Origin of the sequence: Paraburkholderia unamae (assembly GCF_003096875.1) — a bacterium.
Taxonomy (GTDB): Bacteria; Pseudomonadota; Gammaproteobacteria; order Burkholderiales; family Burkholderiaceae; genus Paraburkholderia; species Paraburkholderia unamae.
In genome coordinates this window covers 81,654-108,643 of sequence record NZ_QEOB01000021.1, presented here as the reverse complement: position 1 = coordinate 108,643, position 26,990 = coordinate 81,654, and the positions used below count along the sequence as shown (strand labels likewise).

Sequence of the window (26,990 nt, the reverse complement as noted above, 5' to 3'; positions counted from 1 at the left end):
GGCGCGAGGCCCAATGCGGGGGGGCCGATCCGCCACACAACGCAATGCCGGCATATGCATGTGATCGCAACAAGCCTTCGGCCGCGATCGACAGGAGACATGGCATTGCACCGGTTTCAAAGGAGAACAATCAACATGAGCTGGACGCGGGAACAGAAGAACGTCACGATCGCGGCGTATCTGGGATGGACGCTCGATGCATTCGATTTCTTTCTGATGGTTTTCGTTCTGAAAGACATTGCCACCGAATTCAACACCAAAATCCCGGCAGTGGCTTTTGCCATTACGTTGACGCTCGCCATGCGTCCGCTAGGCGCGCTGATATTCGGCCGACTTGCCGACAAATATGGCCGCCGTCCCACGCTGATGGTCAACATCGCGTGCTATTCGCTGCTCGAACTGCTCACCGGCTTCTCGCCCAACCTCGCCACCTTCATCGTCCTGCGCGCGCTCTTTGGCGTCGCGATGGGCGGCGAATGGGGCGTGGGCTCCGCGCTCACGATGGAAACCATTCCGCCCAAGTCGCGCGGCATCGTTTCCGGCCTGTTGCAGGCGGGTTATCCGAGCGGCTATCTGCTCGCCTCGATCGTGTTCGGCGTGCTGTATCAGTACATCGGCTGGCGCGGCATGTTCTTCATCGGCGTGCTGCCCGCGTTGCTCGTGCTCTACGTGCGTGCGCACGTGCCCGAGTCGCCGGCCTTCAAGGAAATGGAAAAGCGCGCGCGCCCGACCCTGCTCAGCACGCTCAAGCACAACTGGAAGCTCTCGCTGTACGCAATCGTGCTGATGACGGCGTTCAACTTCTTCTCGCACGGCACGCAGGACCTGTATCCGACCTTCCTGCGCGAGCAGCATCACTTCGATCCGCATACGGTCTCGATCATCACCATCGTGCTCAATATCGGCGCGATCGTGGGCGGTCTCTTCTTTGGTCAGGTTTCCGAAAAGATCGGCCGCCGCAAGGCGATCTTCATCGCCGCGCTGATCGCGCTGCCCGTGCTGCCGCTGTGGGCGTTCTCGCAAGGCCCGGTGCTGCTCGCGCTCGGCGCGTTCCTCATGCAGATTTCCGTGCAGGGCGCGTGGGGCGTGATCCCCGTGCACCTCAACGAAATCTCACCTGACGAAGTGCGCGCGACGTTCCCGGGCCTCGTCTATCAGCTCGGCAATCTGTTCGCTTCGGTGAACGCCACGCTCCAGGCATCGCTTGCCGAAACGCACAACCAGAACTACTCGATGGCGATGGCGATTGTCGCCGGCACGGTGGCCATCGTGATCGCCGTGCTGATCCCGTTCAGCCGCGAGCGTCGCGGTATCGACATGACGCAGACCGCCAAACAGGTGACAAACGTCTGAGGTGTCGAACGTGTGAGTCATAAGAGGCCGTGCCGGGTTCGCCCGCACGGCCTTTTTTTGCGCTTGTTGCCGCGTTTGCTGTACCGGGTAAGCCACCCTGGCCGGCGCGCGCGGCGCGTTGCATGATCGCAGTGCATGATGCAAGACGTGGGCGTAAAGCCCGGCGTGCGCGAAGTGGCGGCGATCGGCGTGCCCGATCCGGTGCAGGGCGAACGCGCGAAGGTGTTCGTCGTGCGGCGCGATCGCGCGCTCACGGAAGCGGCGCTGATCCAGTTCTGCCGCCAGCAGCTCACGGGCTACAAAGTGCCGCGCCTCGTGGCATTTCGCGAGTCGCTGCCGCAATCGAACATCAGCAAGATCCTGCGCCGCGCATTGCGCGACGAAGAATTGGCCGCGGCGGGGAAGAAAACGCAGGCGTGAAACGTTGATGCGTTGATGCGGTGCAGGCGGCGCGCCTCGCGCGCACCGGCCGCCCGTCAACATCGACGCATCGTGGAGGGCCCGTCGATGCAGTCTCGACCGACACCTGTTGCGCTGCGCCGCTGCGGTGCGTGGCGCTTGAGTGGACATTCGACCGGAGCTTCGATCAGGCGCTTCATCACACGCTCTCTCCTGCTTTTCGTTTTACCAAGCGTTTGCCTCGCGAGCGCGAACGGCGCAACGCCCGAGGCCGCGACGCCGCCAGCGCGCGTCGGCGCCCTCGCCCCCGACGCGCAGGTGCGCTGGCTTCAGCGCGCCGCGCGCGACGACACGCTCGAACGGCTCGGCGACGCGCAGCTCGTCGCGCTGTTCGCCTCGCTCGATGCGCGCACGCTCGAGCGCTATATCGCAGCGGGACCGAACGGCTACGCCGACTGCGAATTTACGATGCGCCACCGCGAGCGCATCGACGGACGCTGGCCCGCGCAAGCCGATCATCTGCTCGTGCGCCTCGCGCACGATCCGCTGCGCCTCTACGCGCGCTGGCTGCCCGACGGCGCGCACGCGGGCCAGGAGGTGCTCTACGACGCCACACACCGGGGCGACGCCATGTACGGACACATGGGCGGCCTGCTCGGCGCGGTGTCGATGTGGACCGCGCTCGACGGCGCGTTCGCGCGCACGCAATCGCACCATCGGCTCACCGAGCTCGGCACCGAGGCGATCGCGCGGCGCTTTCTCGAAGACTATCCGCGGCTCGCCGATGCGGGCGCGGCGCGGCCCACACGCATCACCATCGAAACGCGCGACGGCGTGCGCGTCGTCGCCTTCACGTGGGAGGTGCCGGCGGGCGCGCGCGACCTGCCCGCCAGCCGCGAGACGCTCGGCCTCGACTTGCGCCATGCATGGTTTCGCACCGTGCAGTCGTACGACAGCGAAGGCCGGCTCACCGAGGACGTCGTAATCGAACGCATCGAGCCCAAAGCGTTCGACGCGCTCACGTTCGACGCGCGCAATCCGGACTATCGCTTTTAGCCGCGCACAGCCGCCCGAAGCCGGCAAAGTCGATCAACGTCACACGCTGCGCGGCGGCGAGGCGCGCGAGCACGAACCGGTCCGAAGGACGCAGCGCGCCGACCACGACAGCGCCCGGCGGGAGCCGCCACGCGAGGCCCGCATGCCAGAGGCGGCCGATGTCGTCGTTGACGGCGAGATGGTTTGCACGGTCGACCGGATCGCTGACCGAGCCCGCGAGCGAAAGCGCGACGCAGCCCACGCGCGCCGCCTCGCGGACGAGCGAGCGGCCTTGCGCCAGCGTCGGATCGAACACCGCGATGTTCGCCATATTCGCCGTATTCCACATCCCATTTGCGTGCGGTGTGGCTGCGACAAACGCCTGCGGAAACGCGTGCGCCTGACACGCCGCGCCCAGCGCCATCGCGCCCGCGTCGCGGAGAAAAGCTCGCCGGTCCATCGCGTCCTCCCGCAGTCCTCGTGCAGTCGTCCCGCCCATCCGTCAGGTGTAACCGCGTTGCGCGCGCCACGCCGCGGGCCACACGCCTTGCTTGCCCGGCGAAAGCACGCCCTGCGGATCGAGCGCGTCTTTCACCGTCTGCGCGAGACGCAGCAGCGCGCCGTCGTTGAAGCCGTACTGCGCGGCGGCGTAATCCATGTAGACGAGATGCGAGCGGTACACACCGTAGCCGGCCGCGCCCGCATCGCTCATCAGCGCGCGCAGCAGGTCGCCCGCACGCGCGGCATCGTCGCGGCGAGTGCGCGCGAAAATCGCCGCGAACACGTGATGCAGATGGCGCCCCGCCGCCGTGAAGCCACCGTAGTAATCGAAGCCGTATTCGGCCGCGCGCGCCTTCACGAGCGCGTACTGACGCAGCGCGTCGCGGCCGTCGGCCGGACACAACGGCGAAAAGTCCACGTGAGCGCCCTCGCCCTCCCCGCCTTCTTCGCCGAGCCAGTCGAGCATGCGAAAGGCGCTCATGGCCGGAATGCCCGCGAGATTGCGGTCGCCGCCGCCTTGTGGCTCGTCGCCCTGTGCGTAACGTCGCGCCGCGAAACTGACGCCGGGCACCGCGCCGAACGCCCGCTCGACCATGACGCGCTGCACGTCGATCACCTCGGGCGCGCCATACAGCGCGTAGTGCAAGTTCCAGCGCCCTACGCCCAGATCGCGCTGCATCGCGGCAACGGCAGGCTCGGGCATCGGCCCATCGCCCCCGTACCAGCGCGCGCGCGGCGCGATGCTCGCCGCGCGCCGGATCACGCCTTCGATCACCGCGTGTTGGGCAAGCGTGCCGTCGAGCTGAAGCACACGCAGCGTATCGACGATCACGCCGAGATCGTCCTCGCGCGCGAACTGGATCTCGCCGATCACGAAGGCCTGCGGCGCGGGCATCAGCCAGAGCCCCATCTTCGTGACGACGCCGTAGTTCGATTGCATGAAAAGCGCATCGAACGAGGGACCGTAACCGGGCTTGTAAAGCTGCCAGGCGGTGCCGTTCTCGATGGCGCCCATGCCGGTGCGCACGACATCGCCGTTGGCGAGCACGACTTCCATGCCGCACTGCGCCGCCGCGTGGTCGCCATAGGACGTGGAGCCGAAGCCGCGTTCGAGCGTGTTGCCGACCACGCTGCCCCAGCCGGCCGCGGGCGGATCGACCCACAGGCGCAAGTGCTGCTCGCGCAGGTGCGCGTGCAGGTCGAAGTAGCTCACGCCGGGCTCGACGCGCGCCCACGCGAGCCGCTCGTCCACTTCGAGAATGCGGTTCATGCGTTGCAGGTCGAGCACGACCGAGCCCGCGAGACGTGGCGCGGCGCCGCCATAGGCGAAGTTGCGGCCCGTGGAGACGGTCCAGAGCGGCACGCGCGTTTCATTGGCGACGCGCAGGATTGCGCGGATCTCCTCGACGCCCGCGGGGAGGATCGCGGCCGACGGTGCGAACGCATGCGAATCGGCGAGCGGAACGAACGGGTCGAAATACGGTCCGAGCGACGCGCCACCACGGCACACGTTCGGCGCGCCGACAATGCTCTCGAACGCGGCGAGCGCACGCTCGAAGCGGGCCTCGTCGATACCGGGCGGCAAGGGGCGCGCGGCGTTCATCGGCGCGCTCCGCCAACGGAACGGATAATCGATGCGAAGCACGCGACGAGCATGACGTCCCCCTCGCCGCTCACCACTGCCCGGGCTTGCCGCCCAGCGCACCACACACGTCGAACGCGATCTCGCGCAGCTTCGGCTCGGTCTGTGGGCCCGAGAGCGCGTAGCCCGTGCGATCGGTGCTCCAGTAGAACGTGCGGCGGTTGCCGTCGCGCAGGAGCCGCACGGCATCGCGGTCCGCGCGCGAGCTGCCCACGTAGAGCGTGAGGCGCTCGCCCGCGTCGTTCTCGTACATGAATTGCGCGGCAGGCCCCCGATTGCCGGGCAGCAGACGGCCGCCCACCAATGCGTAGCCGTACTCCGCCAGCGACGGCGCGGTGAGCGGCTTGCCGAGCCGTTTCGAGAGCCACGCGATCAGATGCGCTTCGTCGGCCGCGCCCACTTCGACGGGATGGCGCTGCTCCGGCGAATAGACCGCGTAGGCCACGTCGGCGCGGCGCGCGAAGGCTTCGGGAGACTCGGACGTTTCGATGCGCGCGATCACGCCCGGCGCGAGATCCGGCGCGAGCCGGGGCGCAAGCGCCATCACGGCCGCCGTGAGCCCCGCGCCCACGCACACCCAGGCCGCCGCGACGCCCGCGCGCCACCACCACGGCGCTCGCGCCCGCAGTACCAGCACGGCGGGCGCGGCATCGTGGGCATTGGGCGCATCGGGCCCGGCGCGCTCGCCCGCGCACAAGGCCTGGAGCGCGGCCTTTTGCGCCCGATAGGCGGCGACGCGCGCCGCCGCCTGCGTGTCGGCCGCAAGGCGCGCCTCCAGCGCCGCACGGTCGCCCGGCGGCAATTCTCCGTCGACGAAAGCACCCAGCATCGAAATCGCCTCTTCCTGCGGCGTCGCGCCTTCGTGCTCGTGGCCGAGATCGTCGTCGTTCATCGCATCGTCCCCACCACCCTGAGCGACGCCGTGTGTTTTGCGCCGTCCTGCGCCGGCCCTGTATCGAGCAGCGCGCGCAGATGTTCGCGCGCCCGCGAAAGGCGCGACATCACCGTACCCGGCGGCACGCCGAGCACTGCCGACGCCTCGCCGTAACTCAACTCCTCCACGCACACGAGCAGCAGCACCTCGCGCTGCGCCGCGGGCAACACGTAGAGCGCGCGTTGCAGGTCACGCAGCACGAGGCCGTCCACCTCGCCGTGCGGCGCTTCGAGCGCGCGCCACGGCGCCGCTTCGTCGTCGACGGCGATCTCGCGGCGTCCGCGCAACTGGTCGATATAGAGATGCCGCAGGATCGTGAACAGCCATGCGCGCAAGTTGCTTTGCGGGCGAAAGGACGTCCAGCGCGAGAGAGCGCGCTCGGCGGCGTCCTGCATGAGATCGTCGGCCCAGGCGGCATCGCCGGTCAACGCGCGCGCATAGCGGCGCATGGGCGCAAGCTGCGCCACGACCTGCGCTTCGAATTCGGGCGACGGATGGCGCAACACGCCGCGCGCCGCTCAGTAGCCGCCGCCGCTTGCCGAACCGCTCGAGCCGCTTGATCCGCTCGACGACCCGCCCGAGTTCATGTCGCTGCACGCGGCAAGCCCGGCTCCCGATATCCCGGCCAGCGCCGCACACATGAGACATGCAAGAAACATGCGAAACCGCTTCATGATCGCCTCCACCGGGGTTGCGTCGGGCATGCGGCCCATTTGCCTGGGAGAGCTTGAGAAACGACGGCCGCGCGCCGCACCGGCGCGCGCTCCCGAGGCAGGGTCGATATCGTGTTAAACGTCGCTGAGGGCGTGCTTATTCCGTGCAAGCGGAGATTTCGCAGGCGCGAACGGACCGCACGGCAACGGTGCGCATTGCGTTGCGCGCCGTTACGCAACGTTGCATGCCGCCACGTGCGCCGCCGCACGGAACGCAATGCGCACGAACCGTGAAAATCATCCGACGATGATCAAGGCGCCTGGCACTCGAATCCGTTGAGCATGCTGCGTCTTCATGAACTACGCTGTCTGAATAGGCAGATGAGCAGGCAAATCAGTGGGCAAATGGGCAGGCGGATGTGCGGCGTTATGTCACGATGTCACACGCGGCACAATCGTTGATCGTCGCCGCGCGCGCCCTTGAAAATGCCGTCGCCGCGTAGCGAAACCTGTCATCGGGACGCGCCCGCTTTGCGGCGGCCAACGACAAGGGACGCAACGCTGCATTTTTCGTGAATCTGCGGCTGCGGCCGCCAGCCGGTATAGTTGTGCAGTAAGCTTACTCCCCTGCACGCGCGCTTCGCCGACACAAGGTAGAATCGCGGCGAGCAAACGTTTCCAACTGATTGCGGCATTGCGCCGCCTGGCCAAATCTAGTCCATGCCTTCCGCAGAATCGCACCCGCAAAACGACTTCATGAACGCCGCGCGAAAGGAAAGAAAGCGCGTCGAAATTTATCTGGTCAACGGCATTCGCCTGACCGGATGCATCGAGTCGTTCGATCAGTACCTGGTGATGCTGCGCACGCCCGTCGGCCTGCAAGGCATCTACAAGCGCGCCATCTCCACTATCCAGCTCGACACCGGCACCCGTCCGGGTCCGCGCCCCGGCGGCGCTCGCAGCTCGCACGGCGAGCATACGACCCGCGGCCCTCACGGCAGCCATGGCGGCCACGGTCCGCGCGAGCAAAGAGAGCCGCGTGAACCCCGTGAACCGCGCGAGAACTGGTCGGCGCCGTCCGGCGGCGACCGCCCGGCTCAAGACGGCCCGGTCGTCGTCACGCGCCGCCGCCGGCTGTATGGCGCCGTGAACAATGGCGGCAACGGCAACGGCGGCGAAGGCTCCGGCAACAGCTAAGCCTGCGCGCCCACTGGCGCGCTAACAGTCGCCACCGGCCGGGTTTCAACAGAATGGGCGCGCCTCGGCGCGCCCGCTTGCTTGCGCGCGGCGCAAGCGCTTTCGCCTCCTCCCCGCCTGCGCAAGCTCCTTGCCATCATGGTTCCGGCCTTTGCGTTATTCTGAGTGTGACGCATCTCGCTACGGAGACCACCATGAGCGCTTCCAAGCCGAAGACCCCGCAACCCTCGCAGGACGATCCGCTCGACGAGGCCCTCGAAGAAACCTTCCCGGCAAGCGACCCCGTCGCCATCGATCCGAAGCCGGCCGACTCGCAGCCCAAACCGCAATCCCCCGACAAATCCCACAAAGGGCACGACAGCCATCGTCACAGCAAGCACTGAGCACCGGACGCGCGCGTTGGCGCGCTGCGTTGCTCACGGAAATCGCCCATGAAAAAAAGGCGGTGCGTCCTGATGAACGCTCCGCCTTTTTGTTTGACTCTTTGCACCCTCGCGCCGACAGCAAGACCGATCAGCGGATCGGCAAGCCGCCTTCCACCTGCTGCTGAAGCTCGCGCACCTGGCGCTGCACCGTGCGCAGCTGCGCCTGGGCCGCCGACTTCTGGGCCTGAAGCGAATTGGCCTGATCGCGGGTCTGCTTCTGCTGGTCGGCGACGAGCGCCTGCTGCTCGCGTGCCACGGCCAGATCGGCCTGGAGCCGGTTCGCGTGGTCCTGGGTGAGCGCGATCATGCGGTCGGTGAACGCCTTCTGCGCCTCGAGGCGCGTGCGGCGGATCTCCACTTCGGCAAGTTGCGCGGTCTTCTGCGCGAAGTCGCGATAGACCCCTTCGGCGCGCGTCTCGTCGCTCGTCTTGATCACGCGCCAGAACGTCTTGTTCTGGAACAGCGTGACGTAGTACGTCATTTCCTTGCCGTAGAACAGCAGGCTCGCCCCATATGAGCCGTTGTAGGTCGTGCGCAGATCGCTGAGTTCCGAATTGCGCAGCATCTGCTGCAACTCGGCCACGTTGCCCGCCGCATTCTGCTTCGCTTCCTCGGGCGTGAGCGTGGTTGCCTGGCTCGCGGCCTGCACCTGCGCAGGTGCCGCTGCCTGCTCGTCCTGCGCCACCGGCGCGCCGCTGGTTTGCGCCACGGGCGCTGCTGTTGCTGAATTGTCAGGTGGCGTCTGTGCGCAACCCGTACCCATTCCCCCGATCAACACCAGTGCGGCCAAGGCGATGCGACGCACTCTCCACTTGTAGTCCATGTAGTAACCTGCTTTGAACAGTTCTAATTTTTACAAATCGGCACAATTATTACTCACTTTCACGGATTTCGGGATCCTCGTCGAAAATTTGGCGCTTGCGTATCTTTTCCTACAACACTTTGCGGGAATTTCCGAAGAATTGCGCCGTGTCCTTGCGTCTCCAGCCGTTTTGATCCAGCGCGGCAAGCAGGCGGCTGCGCGCACAGATGCGCCCGCTCAAACTAGAGTTCCTACTCTCAAACGCACACGGTGCTTTCCAGTATCCTGCCCTGACCCTCGGCGCACCACACGCGCCGCGCGGGCTGTATCGACATCACAAACGACATCAGTGGAGGAAGACATGAACCGATTCATGGGTCGCGCCGCGCGCCATTTCGCGCTGGCGAGCGCCCTGCTGTGCGGCGCCCTCGCCGCACATGCGCAAACGGACTCGCCGGTGGGCGTCTGGCAGACCATCGACGACCATACCGGCCAACCGAAGGCGCTCGTGCAGATCAGCGCGGACGCCAACGGCGAGCTGAGCGGCAAGGTCATCAAGGGGCTAAGCGCCAACGATCAGCCTGAGCGCCGCTGCACGGCGTGCACCGACTCGCGCAAGGATCAGTTGATCCTCGGCATGACGATCATCGACAGCATGAAGAAGACCAGCGAAGGCTGGGATGGCGGCCACATTCTCGACCCCGAGAACGGCAAGGTGTACCGCTGCAAGATGCACACCGAGGACGGCGGCCAGAAACTCGTGGTGCGCGGCTATATGGGCATTTCGCTGCTCGGCCGTTCGCAGACCTGGGTGCGTCAGCAGTGAGACCGGTGGGATCCGTGGCGTGAATGGCCCGCAAGCCGGTGCGCAAACCGGCAAGGGACCCTGAGAGACGAAGCGTGTACGGATGAATGCGAGGCGCGACGCGTCACCACGCGCCGTGCCTCGCGGCGGCATTACGCCGTATGGCGATACACCGAGCGATAGTTGAACGGATGCAACGGCGAGGCCGCCGGCGCAGTCGGCACGAACGGAGAATTGCGGGGCACGTTGCGCGCCGCCTCCTGACGACGTGCGGCCTTTTCGTCACGGGTCGCGTGGCGGCGCATGCGCGTTTCAATGGTGTCGCACAATGTCTCGCCCTCTTCGCCGAAAAGCTCGCCCATCACGCGCTTGAGCACGCCTTCGTCGTGCCAGGCCTTGAAACGCCGATGGCAGGTTTGATACGACGGGTAGCGGCGCGGCATGGCCGACCAGGTCGCCCCGCTATACATGACCCACAGTACGCCGTTGAGTACCGAGCGCGTGTTGGCGAGCGGGCGGCCGCGCAATTCGGTGCGCGGGCGCAGTTCGGGCAGGAGCAGCATCACGCGCTGCCATTCGTCGTCGGTAATATCGCGATGCGGAGTCATGGAAGGTCCTTTGTCAGAAGCTGTACTGACAAACGATATCCACTCGCCCCCGCCGTCCATATCAGACGAGTCCGAATCTTGAAAAAGGTGCGGCAACGCTTTATTGCGACAGGCGCATCGCAACGGATGCGCCCTGGCTGCCCACCTCAATTGCGTTTTTTACAGTCAGGTCAGGGCCGTATCGACGATACGACGCGGCGTTTCGAGATATTCCTTCGACTGCATTTCGACGATGCGCGACACCGTGCGCGTGAACTCGTTGGCCATCGGGCCTTCCACATAAAGCTCCTCCGGCGGCACCGCGGCCGACATCAGCAGCTTGACCTTGTGGTCGTAGAACACGTCGATGAGCCAGGTGAAGCGGCGCGCTTCGGACTGCATGCGCGGCGTCATCTGCGGCACGCCGGAGAGGATCACGGCGTGGAAGCGGCTTGCCAGTTCCAGGTAGTCGTTCTGCGAGCGCGGCCCGCCGCACAGCGTGGCGAAATCGAACCACACGACGCCATCGGCCTTGCGCAACGCCTTGAGTTCGCGCTTCTCGATGCGCAGCAACGGGCTTTCGTCGGGCACCGCGGCCAGCTCCGCGAACGAGTGACGCAGCGCCTTGTCCGCCGCCGCGCCCAGCGGTGTGTGATAGACCTCGACCTGCGCGAGCGTGCGCTGCCGGTAGTCGATGCCCGCATCGACGTTCAGCACGTCGAGCTTGCTCTTGAGCAACTCGATGGCGGGCAGCATGCGGTCGCGATGCAAGCCGTCGGGATAAAGCAGATCGGGATCGTAGTTGGACGTCATTACGAACTGCACGCCGTTCTTGAACAGACCGTCCAGCAGGCGATAGAGGATCATCGCGTCGGCGATATCCGAGACGTGGAATTCGTCGAAGCAGATCAGGCGATAGCGCTTCGCAATGCGGCGCGCGAGTTCGTCGAGCGGATCGGCCGTGCCCTTGAGCTCTTCGAGCTCACGGTGCACCTCGCGCATGAATTCGTGAAAGTGCAAACGCGTCTTGCGCTGTAGCGGCACGACGGCATAGAAGCTGTCCATGAGGAAGCTCTTGCCGCGCCCCACGCCGCCCCACATGTAGACGCCGCGCGGCAGATCCGGATGGTTGATGAGCTTCCAGAACGCATTCGAGCGGCGCGACTTGTATGCAGCCCATTCGTCGTAGCACCGTTGCAGCCGGTCGATCGCGACACGTTGCGCCGTATCGGGCTTGTATCCCCGTTTCTGCAATTCGTTTTCGTAGTATTCGGTGACGTTCATTTTCTGGGCCGCAAATGAGGAAAGGCGGGAGGGCTAAAGCCCACCCGCCTCCGTACGTGATGCAAGGTACTTCGAGGCCAGGCGGTCGTCGATAAAACGGCCGCCCTGCCTCTCGCGCTTACATGTTGAGTGCGCGCTTGTCAGTGGCGAGTGCAGCTTCGCGCATGACTTCGGACAGCGACGGGTGCGGATGGCAGATGCGGCCGATATCTTCGGCGGCGGCCTTGAATTCCATCGCCACCACGGCTTCCGCGATCAGGTCCGATGCGTTGGCCGAGATGATGTGCACGCCCAGCAGCTCGTCGGTCTTGGCGTCGGCGATCATCTTCACAAAGCCGTCGGCCTTGTTGATGCCGAGCGCACGGCCGTTCGCCATGAACGGGAACTGGCCCGTCTTGATGTCGCGGCCTTCGGCCTTGAGCTGCTGTTCCGTCTTGCCGACCCATGCGATTTCCGGTTCGGTGTAGATCACCCACGGAATGCAGTTGTAGTCGATGTGCGGCTTCTGGCCGTCGATGATTTCGGCAACCAGCACGCCTTCGTCTTCGGCCTTGTGCGCGAGCATCGGGCCACGCACCACGTCACCGATCGCGTACACGTTCGGCACCGCCGTTGCGCAATGGTCATCGATGTCGATAAAGCCGCGCTCGTTGGCCTTCAGGCCGATCGCTTCGAGACCGAGGTTGTCGGTATTCGGCACGCGGCCAACCGACACGATCAGGCGGTCGGCTTCGAGCACTTGCGCGTTGCCGTCCTTGTCCGTGTAGTTGATCGTGACGTTGTTGTCGGTGGCCTTCACTTCGCCCACCTTCACGCCGACGTGAATGTCGAGACCCTGCTTCTTGAAGAGCTTCGCAGCTTCCTTCGAGAGCGCCTGGTCAGCGGCGCCGAGGAATTCCGGCAGCGCTTCGAGCACGGTCACTTCCGCGCCCAGACGGCGCCACACCGAACCCAGTTCCAGACCGATCACGCCCGCGCCGATCACGGCCAGCTTCTTCGGCACGGTGTCGAACGAGAGTGCGCCTTCGTTGTCGGCGATGATCTTGTTGTCGACCGGCATGCCCGGCAGATGGCGCGCCTTCGAGCCCGTCGCAATGATGACGTTCTTCGCCGTCACGACTTCGGTTTCGCCTTCGCCGCTCACTTCGATCTGCACGCCGGCGTCGTTCTTGCCGGTGAACTTGCCGTGGCCCTTGAGCCACGTGATCTTGTTCTTGCGGAACAGGAACTCGATACCCTTCGTCATCTTCTCGACGATGGCTTCCTTGCGGCCGAGCATCTTCGTAACGTCGATGCTCACGTCGCCCACGCTGATGCCGTGGTCGGCCAGGTGGTGCTGGGCGTTCTCGAACTCTTCCGACGAAGCGAGCAGCGCCTTCGACGGAATGCAGCCCACGTTCAGGCAGGTGCCGCCGAGCTTCAGCGCGCCGGCCGGGTTCTTCCACTTTTCGATACACGCAACCGACTTGCCGAGCTGCGCGGCGCGGATCGCCGCGATATAGCCGCCGGGGCCGGCGCCGATCACGACGACGTCAAATTCTTTGGACATGGTCATCCTTTCGATACGTGAGCGCGGCGCGCGGACCCCGGCTTCCGGAGTCCGCGCGCGCAGCGCTCAGTGTGAGACTGGATGCGCGAGCGAGGCTCGCGCTACAACGCGTTTTACAGATCGAGCAGCAGGCGAGCCGGATCTTCCAGCGCGTCCTTCATCGCGACCAGCGACAGGACGGCTTCGCGGCCGTCGATGATGCGGTGGTCGTACGACATCGCGAGGTAGTTCATCGGACGGATGACGATCTGGCCGTTCTCCACCACGGCGCGTTCCTTGGTCGCGTGCACGCCCAGGATCGCCGACTGCGGCGGGTTGATGATCGGGGTCGACAGCATCGAGCCGAACACGCCGCCGTTCGAGATCGAGAACGTACCACCCGTCATTTCTTCGATCGAGAGCTTGCCGTCCTTGGCCTTCTGGCCGAATTCGGCGATCTTCTTCTCGATGTCGGCGAGGCTCATCTGGTCTGCGTTACGCAGGATGGGCACCACCAGACCGCGCGGCGAGCCGACAGCGATACCGATGTCGAAGTAGCCGTGGTAGACGATGTCGTTGCCGTCGATCGACGCGTTGACGAGCGGGAACTTCTTCAGCGCGTGAACCGCCGCCTTCACGAAGAACGACATGAAGCCGAGCTTCACGCCATGTTCCTTCTCGAACTTGTCCTTGTACTTGTTGCGCAGGTCCATGACCGGCGCCATGTTCACTTCGTTGAACGTCGTGAGGATGGCGTTGGTTTGCTGCGACTCGAGCAGACGCTCGGCGATACGCGCGCGCAGACGCGACATCGGCACGCGCTGCTCCGGACGGTCGTTGAGCCAGTTCGCAGCCGAAGCCGGTGCGCTGACTTGCGGCAGCGACGGCTTGGCGGCAGCAGCCGACTTCGCAGCCGGTGCGGCTGCGGGAGCGGCCTTCGGTGCGCCTGCGCCGAGCACGTCCTGCTTCGTGATGCGGCCGTCGCGGCCCGTGCCGGCGACGTCGCCGCCCGACAGACCCTTCTCCGCCATCAGCTTGGTCGCTGCGGGCGATGCCACATTGCTGCTTGCCGTCGATGCGGCGGCGGCAGCGGCCGGTGCGGCTGCGGGAGCCGCGGCAGCAGCCGGAGCGGCGGCGGCGGGAGCCGCAGCGGCGCCAGCCTTGGCTTCCGTGTCGATCTTCGCGATCAACTGCTCGCTCGTGACGGTTGCGCCGTCGCCCACCAGGATCTCGGCCATCACGCCGGCTGACGGCGCGGGCACTTCGAGCACAACCTTATCGGTTTCGATCTCGATGACGACTTCGTCCTGGGCAACAGCTTCGCCCGGCTTCTTCTTCCACTGGAGCATCGTGCCTTCCGACACCGACTCCGAAAACTGCGGGACCTTGACTTCTACGATAGCCATGTGATTTTCCTGAATACTTTATCGGGGACTTCCCCGTAAGACGAACCGGGTCGCGCACGTGAGCGCGGGAAAGCACAAGGCTTTCCCGGTTCGGTTGCTCTAGTGCTTACTTCGCGACCTGCGCGCCCTTCAGGCGGCCGAACGCACCTTCGATCAGCGCCTTCTGCTGCTCGTAGTGCTTCGCGTAGTAGCCGACGGCCGGCGAGGCGGAAGCAGGACGGCCGCTGTACGCGAGCTTCATGCCTTCCTTCATGCCTTCCTTCAGGTGGTGCTCGATGTAGAACCACGGGCCTTGATTCTGCGGCTCGTCCTGCACCCACACCACTTCGGTCGCGTTGTCGTACTTCTTCAGCTCCGCTTCGAACTGCTTGTGCGCGAACGGATAGAGCTGTTCGATACGGATGATCGCGACGTCGTTCGCCTTTGCTTCGCGGCGGTGTGCGACGAGGTCGAAGTACACGCGGCCCGAGCAGGCGACCACGCGCTTGACCTTCTTCGCGTCGATCGACTCGTCCACTTCACCGATGACCGGCTGGAACGTGCCCTTCGCGAGTTCGGACAGGTCCGACACGGCTTCCTTGTGACGCAGCAGCGACTTCGGCGTGAAGATGATGAGCGGCTTGCGGAACAGGCGGATCATCTGGCGACGCAGCACGTGGAAGATCTGAGCCGGCGTGGTCGGCTGAACGACCTGCATGTTGTGCTCGGCGCACAGTTGCAGGAAACGCTCGATACGTGCCGACGAGTGCTCCGGACCCTGACCTTCATAGCCGTGCGGCAGCAGCATCGTGAGACCCGACACGCGGCCCCACTTCACTTCGCCCGACGAGATGAACTGGTCGATCACGACCTGCGCACCGTTGACGAAGTCGCCGAACTGGCCTTCCCACGCGACGAGCGTGTTCGGCTCGGCGGTCGAGTAGCCGTATTCGAAGCCGAGCACGGCCTCTTCCGACAGCACCGAGTCGATCACCGTGAACTGCGCCTGGTTCTCGCCGATGTTTTGCAGCGGCACGTACGTGCCGTCGTCCCAACGCTCGCGGTTCTGGTCGTGCAAAACGGCGTGACGGTGCGTGAACGTGCCACGGCCCGAATCCTGGCCCGTCAGGCGAACAGCGTAGCCCGAAGCGACCAGCGACGCGAACGCGAGGTGCTCGCCCATGCCCCAGTCGAGCTTCGCTTCACCCTTGCCCATCGCGCGGCGGTCGTTGATGACGCGCTCGACCAGCGGGTGAACCTTGAAGTTCTCAGGGACCGTGGTGATGCGCTCAGCCAGACGCTTGAGTTCGGCGAGCGGCACGGCCGTGTCGGCGGCGTCGGTCCACTTGCGGTTCAGGAACGGAACCCAGTCCACCGCGTACTTGCTCTTGTAGTTCGAGAGCACGGGGTCGACCGTGTGGTGGCCTTCGTCCATCGCGGCGCGGTAGGCCTTGACGTAGTTGTCACCGTCTTCAGCCGTGATCACGCCCTGCTGCACGAGCTTCTCGGCGTACAGCGCACGGGTGCCCGGGTGCTTCGCGATCGTCTTGTACATGAGCGGCTGCGTGACCGCCGGCGTGTCCTGCTCGTTGTGGCCGAGCTTGCGGAAGCAGATGATGTCGACCACGACATCCTTGTGGAACTGCGTGCGGAAGTCGACTGCCAGCTGGATAGCCAGCACGACCGCTTCCGGATCGTCGCCGTTCACGTGCAGCACCGGCGCTTCGATCATCTTGACCACGTCGGTACAGTAGAGCGTCGAGCGCGCATCGCGCGGGTCCGACGTCGTGAAGCCGATCTGGTTGTTGATGACGATGTGCAGCGTGCCGTGCGTGCCGTAACCGCGCGTTTGCGCGAGGTTCAGCGTTTCCATCACGACGCCCTGGCCTGCGAAGGCGGCGTCGCCGTGGATCTGCACCGGCAGCACTTGCAGGCCGTTGTCGTCGCCGCGGCGATCCATACGGGCCTTCGCCGAACCTTCGACCACCGGGTTGACGATTTCGAGGTGCGACGGGTTGAACGCGAGCGACAGGTGGACCGGGCCGCCTTCGGTTGCGACGTCCGACGAGAAGCCCTTGTGGTACTTCACGTCGCCTGCCGGCAGGTCGTCGACGTGCTTGCCTTCGAATTCGGCAAACAGGTCAGCCGGCATCTTGCCGAGCGTGTTGACCAGCACGTTCAGACGGCCGCGGTGGGCCATGCCGATGACGATTTCCTGCACGCCCTTCGCGCCTGCGTGACGGACGACTTCGTCCATCGCGGCGATGAAGGACTCGCCGCCTTCGAGCGAGAAGCGCTTCTGGCCGACGTACTTGGTGTGCAGGAAGCGCTCGAGACCTTCAGCAGCCGTCAGGCGCTGGAGGATGTGCTTCTTCTTGTCGTTCGCGAAATTCGGCGTCGAGCGGATCGACTCGAGGCGTTCCTTCCACCAGCGCTTTTGTTCCGGATCGCTGATGTACATGTACTCGGCGCCGATCGTGCCGCAGTACGTGTCGCGCAGGGCCTTGACGATCTCGCGCAGCGACGCGCGCTCGAAACCGAAATACAGGTTCGTGGCGCTGAACGTCTGGTCCATATCGGCTTCAGTGAAGTCGTAGAACGCAGGTTCGAGTTCGGGGATAGGCGGGCGCTCGCGACGCTTGAGCGGATCCAGGTTCGCCCATTGCGAGCCGAGGAATCGATACGCGCCAATCAGGGACTGAACGTAGACTTGCTTGCGCGCCGTGGCGAGGTCTTCGCCGCCGCCGCGCGGAACAAAGGCGTTAGCCTTCGCGCGTTGAGCGAAGGATTCGACGATCGGCCCGTGGGCGATGTCGTTGTCGGCAGTGCCACTCGACGACGGCACGTTTTGCAGTGCGTCGAAGTATTCACGCCATGTGTCCGGAACGGACGCGGGGTTGTCAAGATATGCTTCGTATAGCTCTTCGACATACGGAGCATTGCCGCCGAACAAATAGGAGTTCAGCTGGAACTGCTTCATCGTTTCCGACATTTACGCTCACCTTTCTTCGAGTTTCTCGAGAAATAGCGGGTTACTCAACCTTCCGCGCCACGGCCTGACCGTTTAGCGGATTGCGAATCAAGTCTGCTTGGAAGGACCTAAATCATGCATCCGCGGAGTATAGCGCATATGCGCATCTCACCACAGGTTGCAATGCGACCGAACACCACGCTGGAAGCCCTTTCATATGGGCTTTTGCGGCGTTCGCAACACTCTCTTCCTGCACCGCAATGCAATCCCCGCCAGACGCAAAAAAGCCGCCCGTAAAGCGGCGGCTTTCCTGTGAGTCCGTTTGCATTGCAGTGCGGAAAAAAGCGATACGACTGCTAATTACTCGGCAGCGCCTTCGCGGCTTGCGCGACGACGCTCATGCTCTTTCAGATGACGCTTGCGCAGGCGGATCGACTGCGGCGTGACTTCCACGAGTTCGTCGTCGTCGATGAATTCGACTGCGTATTCGAGCGACATCTGGATCGGCGGAACGAGACGCACAGCTTCGTCGGTGCCCGAGGCGCGCACGTTGGTGAGCTGCTTGCCCTTGATCGGGTTCACGACGAGGTCGTTGTCGCGGCTATGGATGCCGATGATCATGCCTTCATACAGCGCGTCGCCCGGCTTCACGAACATGCGGCCGCGGTCTTGCAGCTTCCACAGCGCGTAGGCGACGGCAGCGCCGTCGTCCTGCGAGATCAGCACGCCGTTGCGGCGCTCGCCGAGCGTACCGTCCTTGACCGGACCGTAAGCGTCGAACACGTGACTCATCAGGCCCGTGCCACGCGTGAGCGTCATGAACTCGCCCTGGAAGCCGATCAGGCCACGTGCCGGGATGCGGTACTCGAGACGCGTGCGGCCACGGCCGTCCGACGCCATGTCGAGCATTTCGCCCTTACGGCGGCCCAGTTCTTCCATCACGCCGCCCTGGTGGCCGTCTTCGACGTCCACGGTCAGCATTTCGTACGGCTCCTGCTTCACGCCGTCGACTTCGTGCAGCACGACGCGCGGACGCGACACGGCCAGCTCGTAGCCTTCACGGCGCATGTTTTCGATCAGGATGGTCAAGTGCAGTTCGCCGCGGCCCGACACTTCGAACGTGGTTTCGTCGCCCGTGTCCTTCACGCGCAGCGCGACGTTGTGGTTCAGCTCCTTCGTCAGACGGTCGCGGATCTGGCGGCTCGTCACGAACTTGCCTTCCTTGCCGGCGAGCGGCGAGGAGTTCACGAGGAAGTTCATCGTGAGCGTCGGCTCGTCCACCGTGATCATCGGCAGCGCTTCGGGGTTGTCCACCGCGCAGATGGTCGCGCCGATACCGATGTCTTCGATACCGTTGATCAGCACGATGTCGCCGGCTTCAGCCGCTTCGACCTGCACGCGCTCCAGGCCGCTGAACGCCAGCACCTGGTTGATCTTGCGGTTCATGACCTGGCCTTCCGGGCCAAAGCGCAGCGCCACCGGTTGACCCGGCTTGATACGGCCACGCTTGATACGGCCCACGCCGATACGGCCAACATACGCCGAGTAGTCGAGCGAGGTGATCTGGAGCTGGAGGCCACCTTCCGGATCAGCGTCGCGAACCGGCACGTGTTCCAGCACGGCGTCGAACAGGGGACGCATGTCGCCGTCGCGCGCATCCGGCGACAGCGAAGCGTAGCCGTTCAGGCCCGAAGCGTAGACCACCGGGAAATCGAGCTGTTCTTCGGTCGCACCGAGCTTGTCGAACAGGTCGAACGTCTGGTTGATCACCCAGTCGATACGCGCGCCCGGACGGTCGATCTTGTTGACGACGACGATCGGCTTGAGGCCGAGCGCCAGCGCCTTCTTGGTCACGAAGCGCGTTTGCGGCATCGGGCCTTCGACGGCGTCGACCAGCAGCAGCACCGAGTCGACCATCGACAGCACGCGCTCCACTTCACCGCCGAAGTCGGCGTGGCCCGGGGTGTCGACGATGTTGATGTGGGTGCCTTCGTACTCGACCGCGCAGTTCTTCGAAAGAATCGTGATACCACGCTCTTTTTCGATGTCGTTCGAGTCCATCACGCGCTCGGCGACCTGCTGGTTGTCACGGAACGTGGCGGTCTGACGGAGGAGCTGGTCGACGAGCGTGGTCTTGCCGTGGTCGACGTGGGCAATGATGGCGATATTGCGAAGGGCGCGGGACATAGGAACCTGGGTACAGTTGAGTGCGCCGCGCATGCCCTGCTGGCAGGCCCGGCAAGGACACGCGGCAGCCGCTCCAATCCGCTTTTGCCCGGCTTCAGGCCTGCTTTCAGCCTGCTTCCGGCGAATCAGTTCAGCATCGCTGCGATGACGCACTTTTGGGAACCTGAAAGTATAGCACGCGCAGATGAAATGATCCTGCGCAAATCAGGGGCCACCCTGGATGGGTACGATCGACGCATGCGGCACGGCGGGTGCAAGCGACCGGGTTGCAGCCCGAATCTCCACGCTTGACGCCGCTCAGCCAGATCGGCCGACGACACACCCCGGCGCAGCCCGGTCGGCGTAATCTAAGAAAAATCTTGGTTCAGCGCGCCGCACACCGCGCATTTTCTCATGCGCTCCCGGCCCGGATTAAGCCCCTGCCCTGCAAAGGTTTCTCGGCAAAGACAGAATAAAGCTTGCCGCGTCAATTAACCGCCCCTATAATCCCTGCCTGGTCAACCATTGCAGTCGCAGCAGAATCTCATGACGGATCCGACTCCCACGCCCCCGCCCGAAGTCCGCGATTACGACCTCGGCGAGAGCGTCGGCTACCTGATTTCGCGGGTGAAATCGACGATGTCGAACATGGTCACCCAGCGCGCCGTCGCCGAACTCGGCGTGACGAGCCAGCAGGCCAGCATCCTTTTCATGGTGGCAAGCGGCAAGTGCCTGCTCGCGGCGGAACTGGCGCGCGAGTACGGGATCGACGCGAGCGCGGTCACGCGCCTCGTCGACCGGCTCGAAAAACGCGGCCTCCTCCAGCGCGTGCGCAGCTCCGAGGACCGCCGCGCGGTGCACCTCGCGCTCACGCCCGAAGGCCTCGCCATCGCGGCACGCATGCCCGCGATCTTCCGCAGCGTCACGGAGCATCTGTCCACCGGCTTCACGCCGGAGGAAGTCGGGTTCCTGAAGAGCATGTTGCGGCGGATTCTCGCGAATAGCTGCGAAGCTAACCAGAACGCGAACCCGAATCCGCCCGCGAATTGATGACGGGGCAAGCAAATTTGAAAACAAGAGACAAGAAAATAGCTGCATCGTCCAGTATCACATCACCTTCTCACGCATCGAGACGAGCAATGACTTCCCAAACCGAGTTTGCGCCAGTTCCGGCCGTGCGGGCATTGTCCGGCCGGGCGGCGGTCGCCGCCGCGGTCGCGGCGCTCGCCCTTTCGGGTTGCGCGAACTACATCGGCATCAAGAGCGACAAGACCATCGACCAGCCGCAGCAGTTCGAGACGTCGCAGAGCATTCCGGAGCAAGGCGGCCAGTGGCCGACGCTCGACTGGGCGAGCCAGTTCGGCGACCCGCAACTGCCGAAGCTGATCGACGAAGCGCTCGAAGGCAGCCCGAGCATCGCCCAGGCGCAGGCGCGCATCGCCAAGGCGTCGTCGTACATCGAAACCTCGAAGTCGGCGCTCTATCCGAAGGCCAACCTGAGCTACTCCTGGACGCGCGAGCTGTATTCGGAAAACGCGCTCTTCCCGCCCCCGTACGGCGGCAGCTGGTATAGCGAGAACAACGTGCTCGCGAGCGCCTCCTGGGATCTGGACCTTTGGGGCAAGAACCGTCAGCGCCTCGCGCAAGCCGTTTCCTCGCAGCGCGCCGCGCTCGCCGACATGCAGCAGGCGCGCGTGACGCTCGCCTCCTCGGTCGCACGCACCTATAACCAGCTCGCCCAGCTCTACGCGTTGCGCGACATCGCGGTGCACGAGATCGACAACCGCAAGACCATCGGCGCGATCACGAACGGCCGCGTGGTGGCGGGCCTCGACACCAACGTCGAGAAACAGACGGCGAACGGCAACATCGCGACGAGCCAGGCCAACCTCTCGCAGATCGACGGCCAGATCGAGTCCGTGCGCTACCAGCTGGGCGCGTTGCTCGGCAAGGGTCCGGACCGCGGCCTGCAAATCGCGCAGCCGGTGCTCAACCCGGTTGCGAACGTGGCGCTGCCCAACAACCTGCCCGCCGACCTCGTGGCGCGCCGCCCCGACATCGTCGCCGCGCGCTGGCAGGTGGAAGCCGCCATGCACGACGTGAAGGAAGCGAAGGCCGAGTTCTATCCCGACGTGAACCTCGCGGCCGGTTTCGGCTTCGATGCGTTCGGCTGGGGCAAATTCCTCAACTTCACGAGCCGCCAGATGAACATCGGGCCGGCCGTGCATCTGCCGCTCTTCGACGCCGGCGCCCTGCGCGCGCAGTTGAAGGGCCGCTATGCCGACTTCGAGCTCGACGTGGCGAACTACAACCAGACGCTCATCGGCGCGTTCCAGGATGTGGCGACGGGCGTTTCGTCGATCCGCTCGGCGGACAAACAGCTCGTCGACGCCCAGCGTGCGCTCGACGCGTCGACCAATGCCTGGCAGCTCGCCGTGATCCGCTACAAGGCGGGTCTGTCCGAGCAGCTTCAGGTGCTCAACGCCGACCAGAACCGCCTCGCGGCGGAGCAAACGGTGACGAACCTGAAGGCGCAGCGCCGCGACCAGCAGATGGCGCTCATCAAGTCGCTTGGCGGCGGCTTCGAAGCGCAAGCCGCGGACATCACGCCGCCCGCCGACGTCGGCAGCGAAGCCGGTAGCCAGGCACGCGGCCAGAGCGACGTGAACGGCGCGCCGTGGCGCGGCACACGCGCGCCGGCGCAGAGCGCGTCGACTGCGGCGAACTGAGCGCCTGGCGGCACACACATCAAAAACTGAACGAACAGCACGCAAGCATCCGGAGATCCTTCCATGAGCACCCCCCAGCAACCGGCGGCCAATCAGCAGCCGAACGCGAACAGCGGCAAGCGCAAGCGCATGATGACGCTGCTTGTCCTCGTGATCGTGATTGCAGCCATTGCCTACGGCCTCTACTACTTCCTCGTCGCACGCTTCACGGAAAGCACCGACGACGCCTACGTGAACGGCAACGTCGTGCAGATCACGCCGCAGGTCACCGGCACGGTGATCGCGCTGAAAGCGGACGACACGCAAACCGTGAATGTGGGCGACCCGCTCGTGCTGCTCGACCCGGCCGACGCGCGCGTCACGCTCGAGCAGACTGAGGCGCAACTCGCGCAAACGGTGCGTCAGGTGCGCGGCCTTTTCGCCGACGACAGCCAGTACGAAGCACAAGTCGCCCAGCGTCAGTCCGACCTCTCGCGCGCGCAGGACGACCTGCGCCGCCGCATGCAGGTCGCGCAAACGGGCGCCGTCTCGCAGGAAGAAATCTCGCACGCCCGCGACGCCGTGCGCAGCGCCGAAGCCGCGCTCGAAGCCTCACAGCAGCAACTCGCCGCGAACCGCGCGCTGACCGCGAACACGACCATCGCCAATCACCCGAACGTGGAAGCCGCCGCCGCGAAGGTGCGCGACGCCTATCTGGCGAACGCCCGCAACACGCTGCCCGCGCCGGTCACGGGCTACGTGGCCAAGCGCTCGGTGCAGGTTGGCCAGCGCGTCTCGCCGGGCAATCCGCTCATGTCGGTGGTGCCGCTGAACTCGCTGTGGATCGACGCCAACTTCAAGGAAGTGCAACTGAAGCACATGCGCATTGGCCAGCCGGTCGAGATGACGGCCGACGTGTATGGCTCGTCCGTGGTCTATCACGGCAAGGTGGTGGGCTTCTCGGCGGGTACGGGCTCGGCCTTCTCGCTGTTGCCCGCGCAGAACGCCACGGGTAACTGGATCAAGGTGGTGCAGCGCCTGCCAGTGCGTATCTCGCTCGATCCGGAAGACCTCCTGAAGCACCCGCTGCGCATCGGCCTGTCGATGCAGGTGGACGTGAACATCCGCAACGACTCGGGCACGCAGCTCGGCAACGCGCAGAACACCGTGTACGAGACCGACGTGTTCGCCAAGTACGGCGCGGAAGCCGACGCGGAAATCGCACGCATCATCGCCGAGAACGCCGGCCCGAGCGCGCACAAGGCAGCCAGCAACGCGGCGAGCGGCGCTACCGCAAACGCGCAGACGTCGCCGGCGAGCGCGCACGCCGCCAAGGCTGGCGCAAAAGGCTGATTGCGAAGCCAATTTCGCGCCAACCACGCGCCAACTTTGCGTTGAGTTAGCGTCGCGTCGGCGTGAACAGCGCTCCGCTATTGCACTGATCCCTCGCTGACTCGCGAAGGCGCGGGCTGATCATCGTCAGCCCGCGCCTTCGTCGTGCGGCGCGAGGCAAGTCAACCACCAAGGACTCCATGGCAGCAGCACAACAACCCGTAGTCCACCCACCGCTCAAGGGCGCGCAACTCGTGATCGGCACCATCGCGGTGTCGCTCGCGGTGTTCATGAACGTGCTCGACACCTCGATCGCGAACGTCTCGATCCCGTCGATCTCGGGCGACCTCGGCGTGGCGTCGGACCAGGGCACCTGGGTCATTACCTCGTTCGCGGTGGCCAACGCCATCTCGGTGCCGCTCACCGGCTGGCTCACCGAGCGCATCGGCCAGGTGCGCCTCTTCATGGCGTCGATCATCCTGTTCGTGATCTCGTCGTGGCTGTGCGGCCTCGCGCCCACGCTGCCCTTCCTGCTCGCCTCGCGCGTGCTGCAAGGCGCCGTGGCCGGCCCGATGATCCCGCTCTCGCAAACGCTGCTGCTCGCGAGCTACCCGCGCGCGAAGGCGCCCATGGCGCTCTCGATGTGGTCGATGACCACGCTCATCGCGCCGGTGGCGGGTCCGATTCTCGGCGGCTGGATCTCCGACAACATCTCGTGGCCGTGGATCTTCTACGTGAACATCCCCGTGGGCATCGCCGCGGCGCTCGCCACGTGGGCGATCTTCCGCAACCGCGATTCGGTCGTGAAGAAGGCGCCGATCGACGGCGTGGGCCTCGCGCTCCTCATCATCTGGGTCGGCTCGCTTCAGGTGATGCTCGACAAGGGCAAGGACCTCGACTGGTTCTCGTCCACCACGATCGTCGTGCTCGCGCTCACGGCCGTGGTCGCGTTTGCGTTCTTCGTGGTGTGGGAGTTGACCGCCGATCACCCCGTGGTCGATCTGTCGCTGTTCGCCCGGCGCAATTTCACGGGAGCGACGATCGCGCTCTCGGTGGGCTACGGGCTCTACTTCGGCAATCTCGTGCTGCTGCCGCTATGGCTGCAAACCACGCTCGGCTATACGGCGACCGACGCGGGCATCGTGATGGCGCCCGTGGGCGTCTTCGCGATCATGCTCTCGCCGATCACGGGCAAGATCCTGCCGCGCACCGACCCGCGCTATATCGCGACGACGGCCTTCATCGTGTTCGCACTGTGCTTCTGGATGCGCTCGCAATACACCACGGGCGTGGACACCTGGGCACTCACGCTGCCGACGCTCATTCAGGGCATCGGCATGGCGGGCCTCTTCATTCCGCTCGTGTCGATCACGCTCTCTGGCTTGCCGGGGCATCGGATTCCGGCGGCCTCGGGCCTGTCGAACTTCGTGCGGATCATGTGCGGCGGCATCGGCACCTCGATCTTCGAAACCGCGTGGGATCACCGCACGACGTTCCACCACGCGCGCCTGACCGAAGTGGCGACGCCGACCAACCCGGTGTTCAACCAGTCGATGCAGCAGTTCCAGAACGGCGTGGGGCTCGATCCATCGCAGGCGCACGGCCTGTTCGACCGGATGCTCTCGCAGCAGGCGGCGCAGCTCGGCGTGAACGACCTGTTCTGGATTTCGTCGATGATCTTCATCGTGCTGATCACGCTCATCTGGATCACGCGGCCCGAGCGGGCTGGTGGTGCCGATGCAGGCGCGGCGGCATCGGCGGCGCATTGAGGCTCGCGCATTGAAGCGACAGACACCGCCAACAAGCCAATAATAAAAAAGGCACGCCCGGTTTTCACCGGCGTGCCTTTTTTTCGCTGCGTGCGCGGCGTAGCGCTTCGCTCAGACCGCGCCGCTCACCACCAGCCGCTCGGGCGCGAGCACGCCGTTTGCGGCCTTCGCCACGCCGAGCAAGCGCCCGCCTTCGTCATACACACGCACACGTTCGGCCGCCTCGCAGACCGCACGGTCCAGCACGAGCTCGTTGAGGGGCAAACGCTGACCATGCGTGAACCGGCGTGCGGATTCCGCGTCGAGCGTCACGCTGGGAAACGTCGAGAGCAACGCATCGACGGGGCGCAGCCACGCGTCGCGCGCCGGCTCGTCGGCGGCGGTGAGCGCGTCGAGCGTCACCGCATGGTCGAGCGTGAGCGCGCCCACGCCCGTGCGCCGCAACATCACGAGATGCGCGCCGCAGCCAAGCGCCTCGCCGATATCCTCGGCGAGCGTGCGGATGTACGTGCCCTTGCTGCACGTCACGCGGAACGTCACCTCGGGAACGGCAGGCAGCGCGCAGCCGATCATCTCTAGCGCGAGGATCGTCACCTGGCGCCCTTCGCGCTCGACCGTCTGGCCCGCGCGCGCGTATTCGTAGAGCGGCTTGCCGTCGCGCTTGAGCGCCGAATACATCGGCGGCACCTGCACGATCTCGCCGACGAATTGCGCCATCGCTTCGCGCACCGCGGCTTCGTCGCACGCGACGTCGCGCGTTTCGATCGCCTCGCCTTCGGCGTCGCCGGTGGCGGTGCGAATGCCGAGGCGCATGGTCGCCTCATAGGTCTTGTCGGCTTCGAGCAGATCCTGCGAAAACTTGGTCGCTTCGCCGAAGCACAGCGGCAGCAGACCCGACGCCAGCGGATCGAGCGTGCCCGTGTGCCCCGCCTTCTTCACGCGGTAAAGACGCTTCGCGCGAATCAGCGCGTCGTTGCTGGACAGGCCAACGGGCTTGTCCAGCAGGAGCACGCCGTCCAGCAGGCGGCGCGGGATCTTCGGACGCGGCTCGCCTTGATGCTTTTTCGATGATGCCGTCATTGCCCGCGTCAGTCGTCCTTCGCGCGGGTGGCGTTCGCCTCGTCGATCAGGCGCGACATCTCGACGCCCCGCTCGATCGACTGGTCGTAATGGAAGTGCAGCGTCGGCACGGTGTGGATGTGCAGGCGCTTGAAAAGCTGGTTGTGCAGGTGCCCGGCCGCGTGGTTGAGCGCTTCCTGCGTGGCTTTCGGGTCGCCCGTGAGCGTCGTGAAATAGACCTTCGCGTGGGCGTAGTCGGGCGTGAGCTCCACGCTCTGGATCGTCACGAGACCGATGCGCGGATCCTTCACTTCGCGCATCAGCTCGGACAGATCGCGCTGGATCTGATCGGCGATCTGCACGTTGCGATTCGGAGAAGTACGTTTTTTCGGCATGATGGTTCCACCTCTTTATCTACGAGGCATACAGGCGGCGTTGCGTCCATGAAGGCGCAC

The 26,990-nt window shown here is 65.1% G+C and carries 23 protein-coding genes and 1 pseudogene; 10 read left to right on the top strand and 14 right to left on the bottom strand.

What is annotated here, in order from left to right; genetic code table 11:
• The first annotated feature begins 135 nt into the window (after positions 1-135).
• From C7402_RS34805 to C7402_RS34795, 3 genes and pseudogenes are all read left to right on the top strand, one after another.
• A complete protein-coding gene (locus C7402_RS34805; RefSeq protein ID WP_112174710.1) occupies positions 136-1,353 on the top strand; it encodes an MFS transporter in 1,218 nt (405 codons plus the stop codon).
• Positions 1,354-1,491: 138 nt separating this feature from the next.
• Positions 1,492-1,773 (top strand): annotated as a pseudogene (locus C7402_RS34800) (AMP-binding enzyme); the annotation flags it as partial.
• 87 nt (positions 1,774-1,860) lie between these two features.
• Positions 1,861-2,808 (top strand): DUF1571 domain-containing protein, encoded by a 948-nt coding sequence (locus C7402_RS34795; protein WP_165842062.1) that lies wholly within the window; start codon positions 1,861-1,863, stop codon positions 2,806-2,808.
• Here C7402_RS34795 and C7402_RS34790 read toward each other — a convergent pair.
• The 5 genes from C7402_RS34790 to C7402_RS34770 form a co-directional block, all read right to left on the bottom strand.
• Positions 2,771-3,118 carry a hypothetical protein gene (locus tag C7402_RS34790; protein ID WP_133254610.1) on the bottom strand — a complete coding sequence of 116 codons (348 nt, stop codon included), beginning with the start codon at positions 3,116-3,118 and terminating at the stop codon, positions 2,771-2,773. The two genes, C7402_RS34795 and C7402_RS34790, sit on opposite strands and share 38 nt — an antisense overlap.
• Positions 3,119-3,289: 171 nt before the next feature.
• Positions 3,290-4,891 (bottom strand): FAD-binding oxidoreductase, encoded by a 1,602-nt coding sequence (locus tag C7402_RS34785; protein WP_116613831.1) that lies wholly within the window; start codon positions 4,889-4,891, stop codon positions 3,290-3,292.
• Between the two features lie 70 nt (positions 4,892-4,961).
• Positions 4,962-5,822, bottom strand: a complete 861-nt coding sequence (locus C7402_RS34780) for an anti-sigma factor family protein (protein ID WP_208949056.1) — start codon at positions 5,820-5,822, stop codon at positions 4,962-4,964.
• Positions 5,819-6,370, bottom strand: a complete 552-nt coding sequence (locus tag C7402_RS34775; protein ID WP_425273818.1) for a sigma-70 family RNA polymerase sigma factor — start codon at positions 6,368-6,370, stop codon at positions 5,819-5,821. The genes C7402_RS34780 and C7402_RS34775 overlap by 4 nt, the downstream gene beginning before the upstream one ends.
• Positions 6,371-6,382: 12 nt before the next feature.
• Positions 6,383-6,568 carry a hypothetical protein gene (locus C7402_RS34770; protein WP_133254609.1) on the bottom strand — a complete coding sequence of 62 codons (186 nt, stop codon included), beginning with the start codon at positions 6,566-6,568 and terminating at the stop codon, positions 6,383-6,385.
• Positions 6,569-7,237: 669 nt separating this feature from the next.
• Here C7402_RS34770 and hfq point away from each other — a divergent pair.
• The gene (gene hfq, locus C7402_RS34765; RefSeq protein ID WP_116613795.1) at positions 7,238-7,714 is read left to right on the top strand and encodes an RNA chaperone Hfq; all 477 of its coding nucleotides are present in this window, start codon (positions 7,238-7,240) and stop codon (positions 7,712-7,714) included.
• Between the two features lie 194 nt (positions 7,715-7,908).
• Positions 7,909-8,097 carry a hypothetical protein gene (locus C7402_RS34760; RefSeq protein ID WP_116613794.1) on the top strand — a complete coding sequence of 63 codons (189 nt, stop codon included), beginning with the start codon at positions 7,909-7,911 and terminating at the stop codon, positions 8,095-8,097.
• Between the two features lie 130 nt (positions 8,098-8,227).
• Here the strand turns inward: C7402_RS34760 and C7402_RS34755 are convergent, their stop codons facing one another.
• Positions 8,228-8,962, bottom strand: coding sequence for a DUF2968 domain-containing protein (locus tag C7402_RS34755; protein ID WP_116613793.1), 735 nt, complete (start codon positions 8,960-8,962; stop codon positions 8,228-8,230).
• Between the two features lie 340 nt (positions 8,963-9,302).
• Here C7402_RS34755 and C7402_RS34750 point away from each other — a divergent pair, with 340 nt between their 5' ends.
• Positions 9,303-9,767: a DUF2147 domain-containing protein gene (locus C7402_RS34750; protein ID WP_224038509.1), complete on the top strand. Its 465-nt coding sequence runs from the start codon at positions 9,303-9,305 to the stop codon at positions 9,765-9,767.
• A gap of 131 nt (positions 9,768-9,898) precedes the next feature.
• On the opposite strand, the gene C7402_RS34745 is transcribed toward C7402_RS34750, so the two are convergent.
• The 6 genes from C7402_RS34745 to typA form a co-directional block, all read right to left on the bottom strand.
• On the bottom strand, positions 9,899-10,354 hold the full coding sequence (locus C7402_RS34745) for a transposase (RefSeq protein WP_165842061.1): 456 nt from the start codon (positions 10,352-10,354) through the stop codon (positions 9,899-9,901).
• A 165-nt stretch (positions 10,355-10,519) separates the two neighbouring features.
• Positions 10,520-11,617 carry a cell division protein ZapE gene (gene zapE, locus C7402_RS34740; RefSeq protein WP_112174720.1) on the bottom strand — a complete coding sequence of 366 codons (1,098 nt, stop codon included), beginning with the start codon at positions 11,615-11,617 and terminating at the stop codon, positions 10,520-10,522.
• 118 nt (positions 11,618-11,735) lie between these two features.
• Positions 11,736-13,166, bottom strand: coding sequence for a dihydrolipoyl dehydrogenase (lpdA, locus tag C7402_RS34735; RefSeq protein WP_112174721.1), 1,431 nt, complete (start codon positions 13,164-13,166; stop codon positions 11,736-11,738).
• A gap of 113 nt (positions 13,167-13,279) precedes the next feature.
• Positions 13,280-14,551, bottom strand: coding sequence for a 2-oxoglutarate dehydrogenase complex dihydrolipoyllysine-residue succinyltransferase (odhB, locus tag C7402_RS34730; protein WP_116613791.1), 1,272 nt, complete (start codon positions 14,549-14,551; stop codon positions 13,280-13,282).
• 106 nt (positions 14,552-14,657) lie between these two features.
• Complete coding sequence (locus C7402_RS34725) at positions 14,658-17,522, bottom strand: 2-oxoglutarate dehydrogenase E1 component (RefSeq protein WP_112174723.1); 2,865 nt, start codon at positions 17,520-17,522, stop codon at positions 14,658-14,660.
• A 339-nt stretch (positions 17,523-17,861) separates the two neighbouring features.
• A complete protein-coding gene (gene typA / locus C7402_RS34720) occupies positions 17,862-19,688 on the bottom strand; it encodes a translational GTPase TypA (RefSeq protein ID WP_116613790.1) in 1,827 nt (608 codons plus the stop codon).
• Between the two features lie 525 nt (positions 19,689-20,213).
• On the opposite strand from typA, the gene C7402_RS34715 reads away from it, so the two are divergent.
• From C7402_RS34715 to C7402_RS34700, 4 genes are all read left to right on the top strand, one after another.
• Positions 20,214-20,717, top strand: a complete 504-nt coding sequence (locus C7402_RS34715) for a MarR family winged helix-turn-helix transcriptional regulator (RefSeq protein ID WP_112174725.1) — start codon at positions 20,214-20,216, stop codon at positions 20,715-20,717.
• 89 nt (positions 20,718-20,806) lie between these two features.
• Positions 20,807-22,396 (top strand): efflux transporter outer membrane subunit, encoded by a 1,590-nt coding sequence (locus C7402_RS34710; protein ID WP_116613789.1) that lies wholly within the window; start codon positions 20,807-20,809, stop codon positions 22,394-22,396.
• Between the two features lie 63 nt (positions 22,397-22,459).
• Entirely contained in the window at positions 22,460-23,728 is a 1,269-nt protein-coding gene (locus C7402_RS34705; protein WP_116613788.1) for an EmrA/EmrK family multidrug efflux transporter periplasmic adaptor subunit, read from the top strand.
• 179 nt (positions 23,729-23,907) lie between these two features.
• On the top strand, positions 23,908-25,476 hold the full coding sequence (locus C7402_RS34700; protein WP_112174728.1) for a DHA2 family efflux MFS transporter permease subunit: 1,569 nt from the start codon (positions 23,908-23,910) through the stop codon (positions 25,474-25,476).
• Positions 25,477-25,587: 111 nt separating this feature from the next.
• Here C7402_RS34700 and truB read toward each other — a convergent pair whose 3' ends face one another.
• Complete coding sequence (truB, locus tag C7402_RS34695; RefSeq protein ID WP_116613787.1) at positions 25,588-26,556, bottom strand: tRNA pseudouridine(55) synthase TruB; 969 nt, start codon at positions 26,554-26,556, stop codon at positions 25,588-25,590.
• Between the two features lie 8 nt (positions 26,557-26,564).
• Complete coding sequence (gene rbfA, locus C7402_RS34690; RefSeq protein ID WP_112174730.1) at positions 26,565-26,930, bottom strand: 30S ribosome-binding factor RbfA; 366 nt, start codon at positions 26,928-26,930, stop codon at positions 26,565-26,567.
• Between the last annotated feature and the right edge of the window lie 60 nt (positions 26,931-26,990).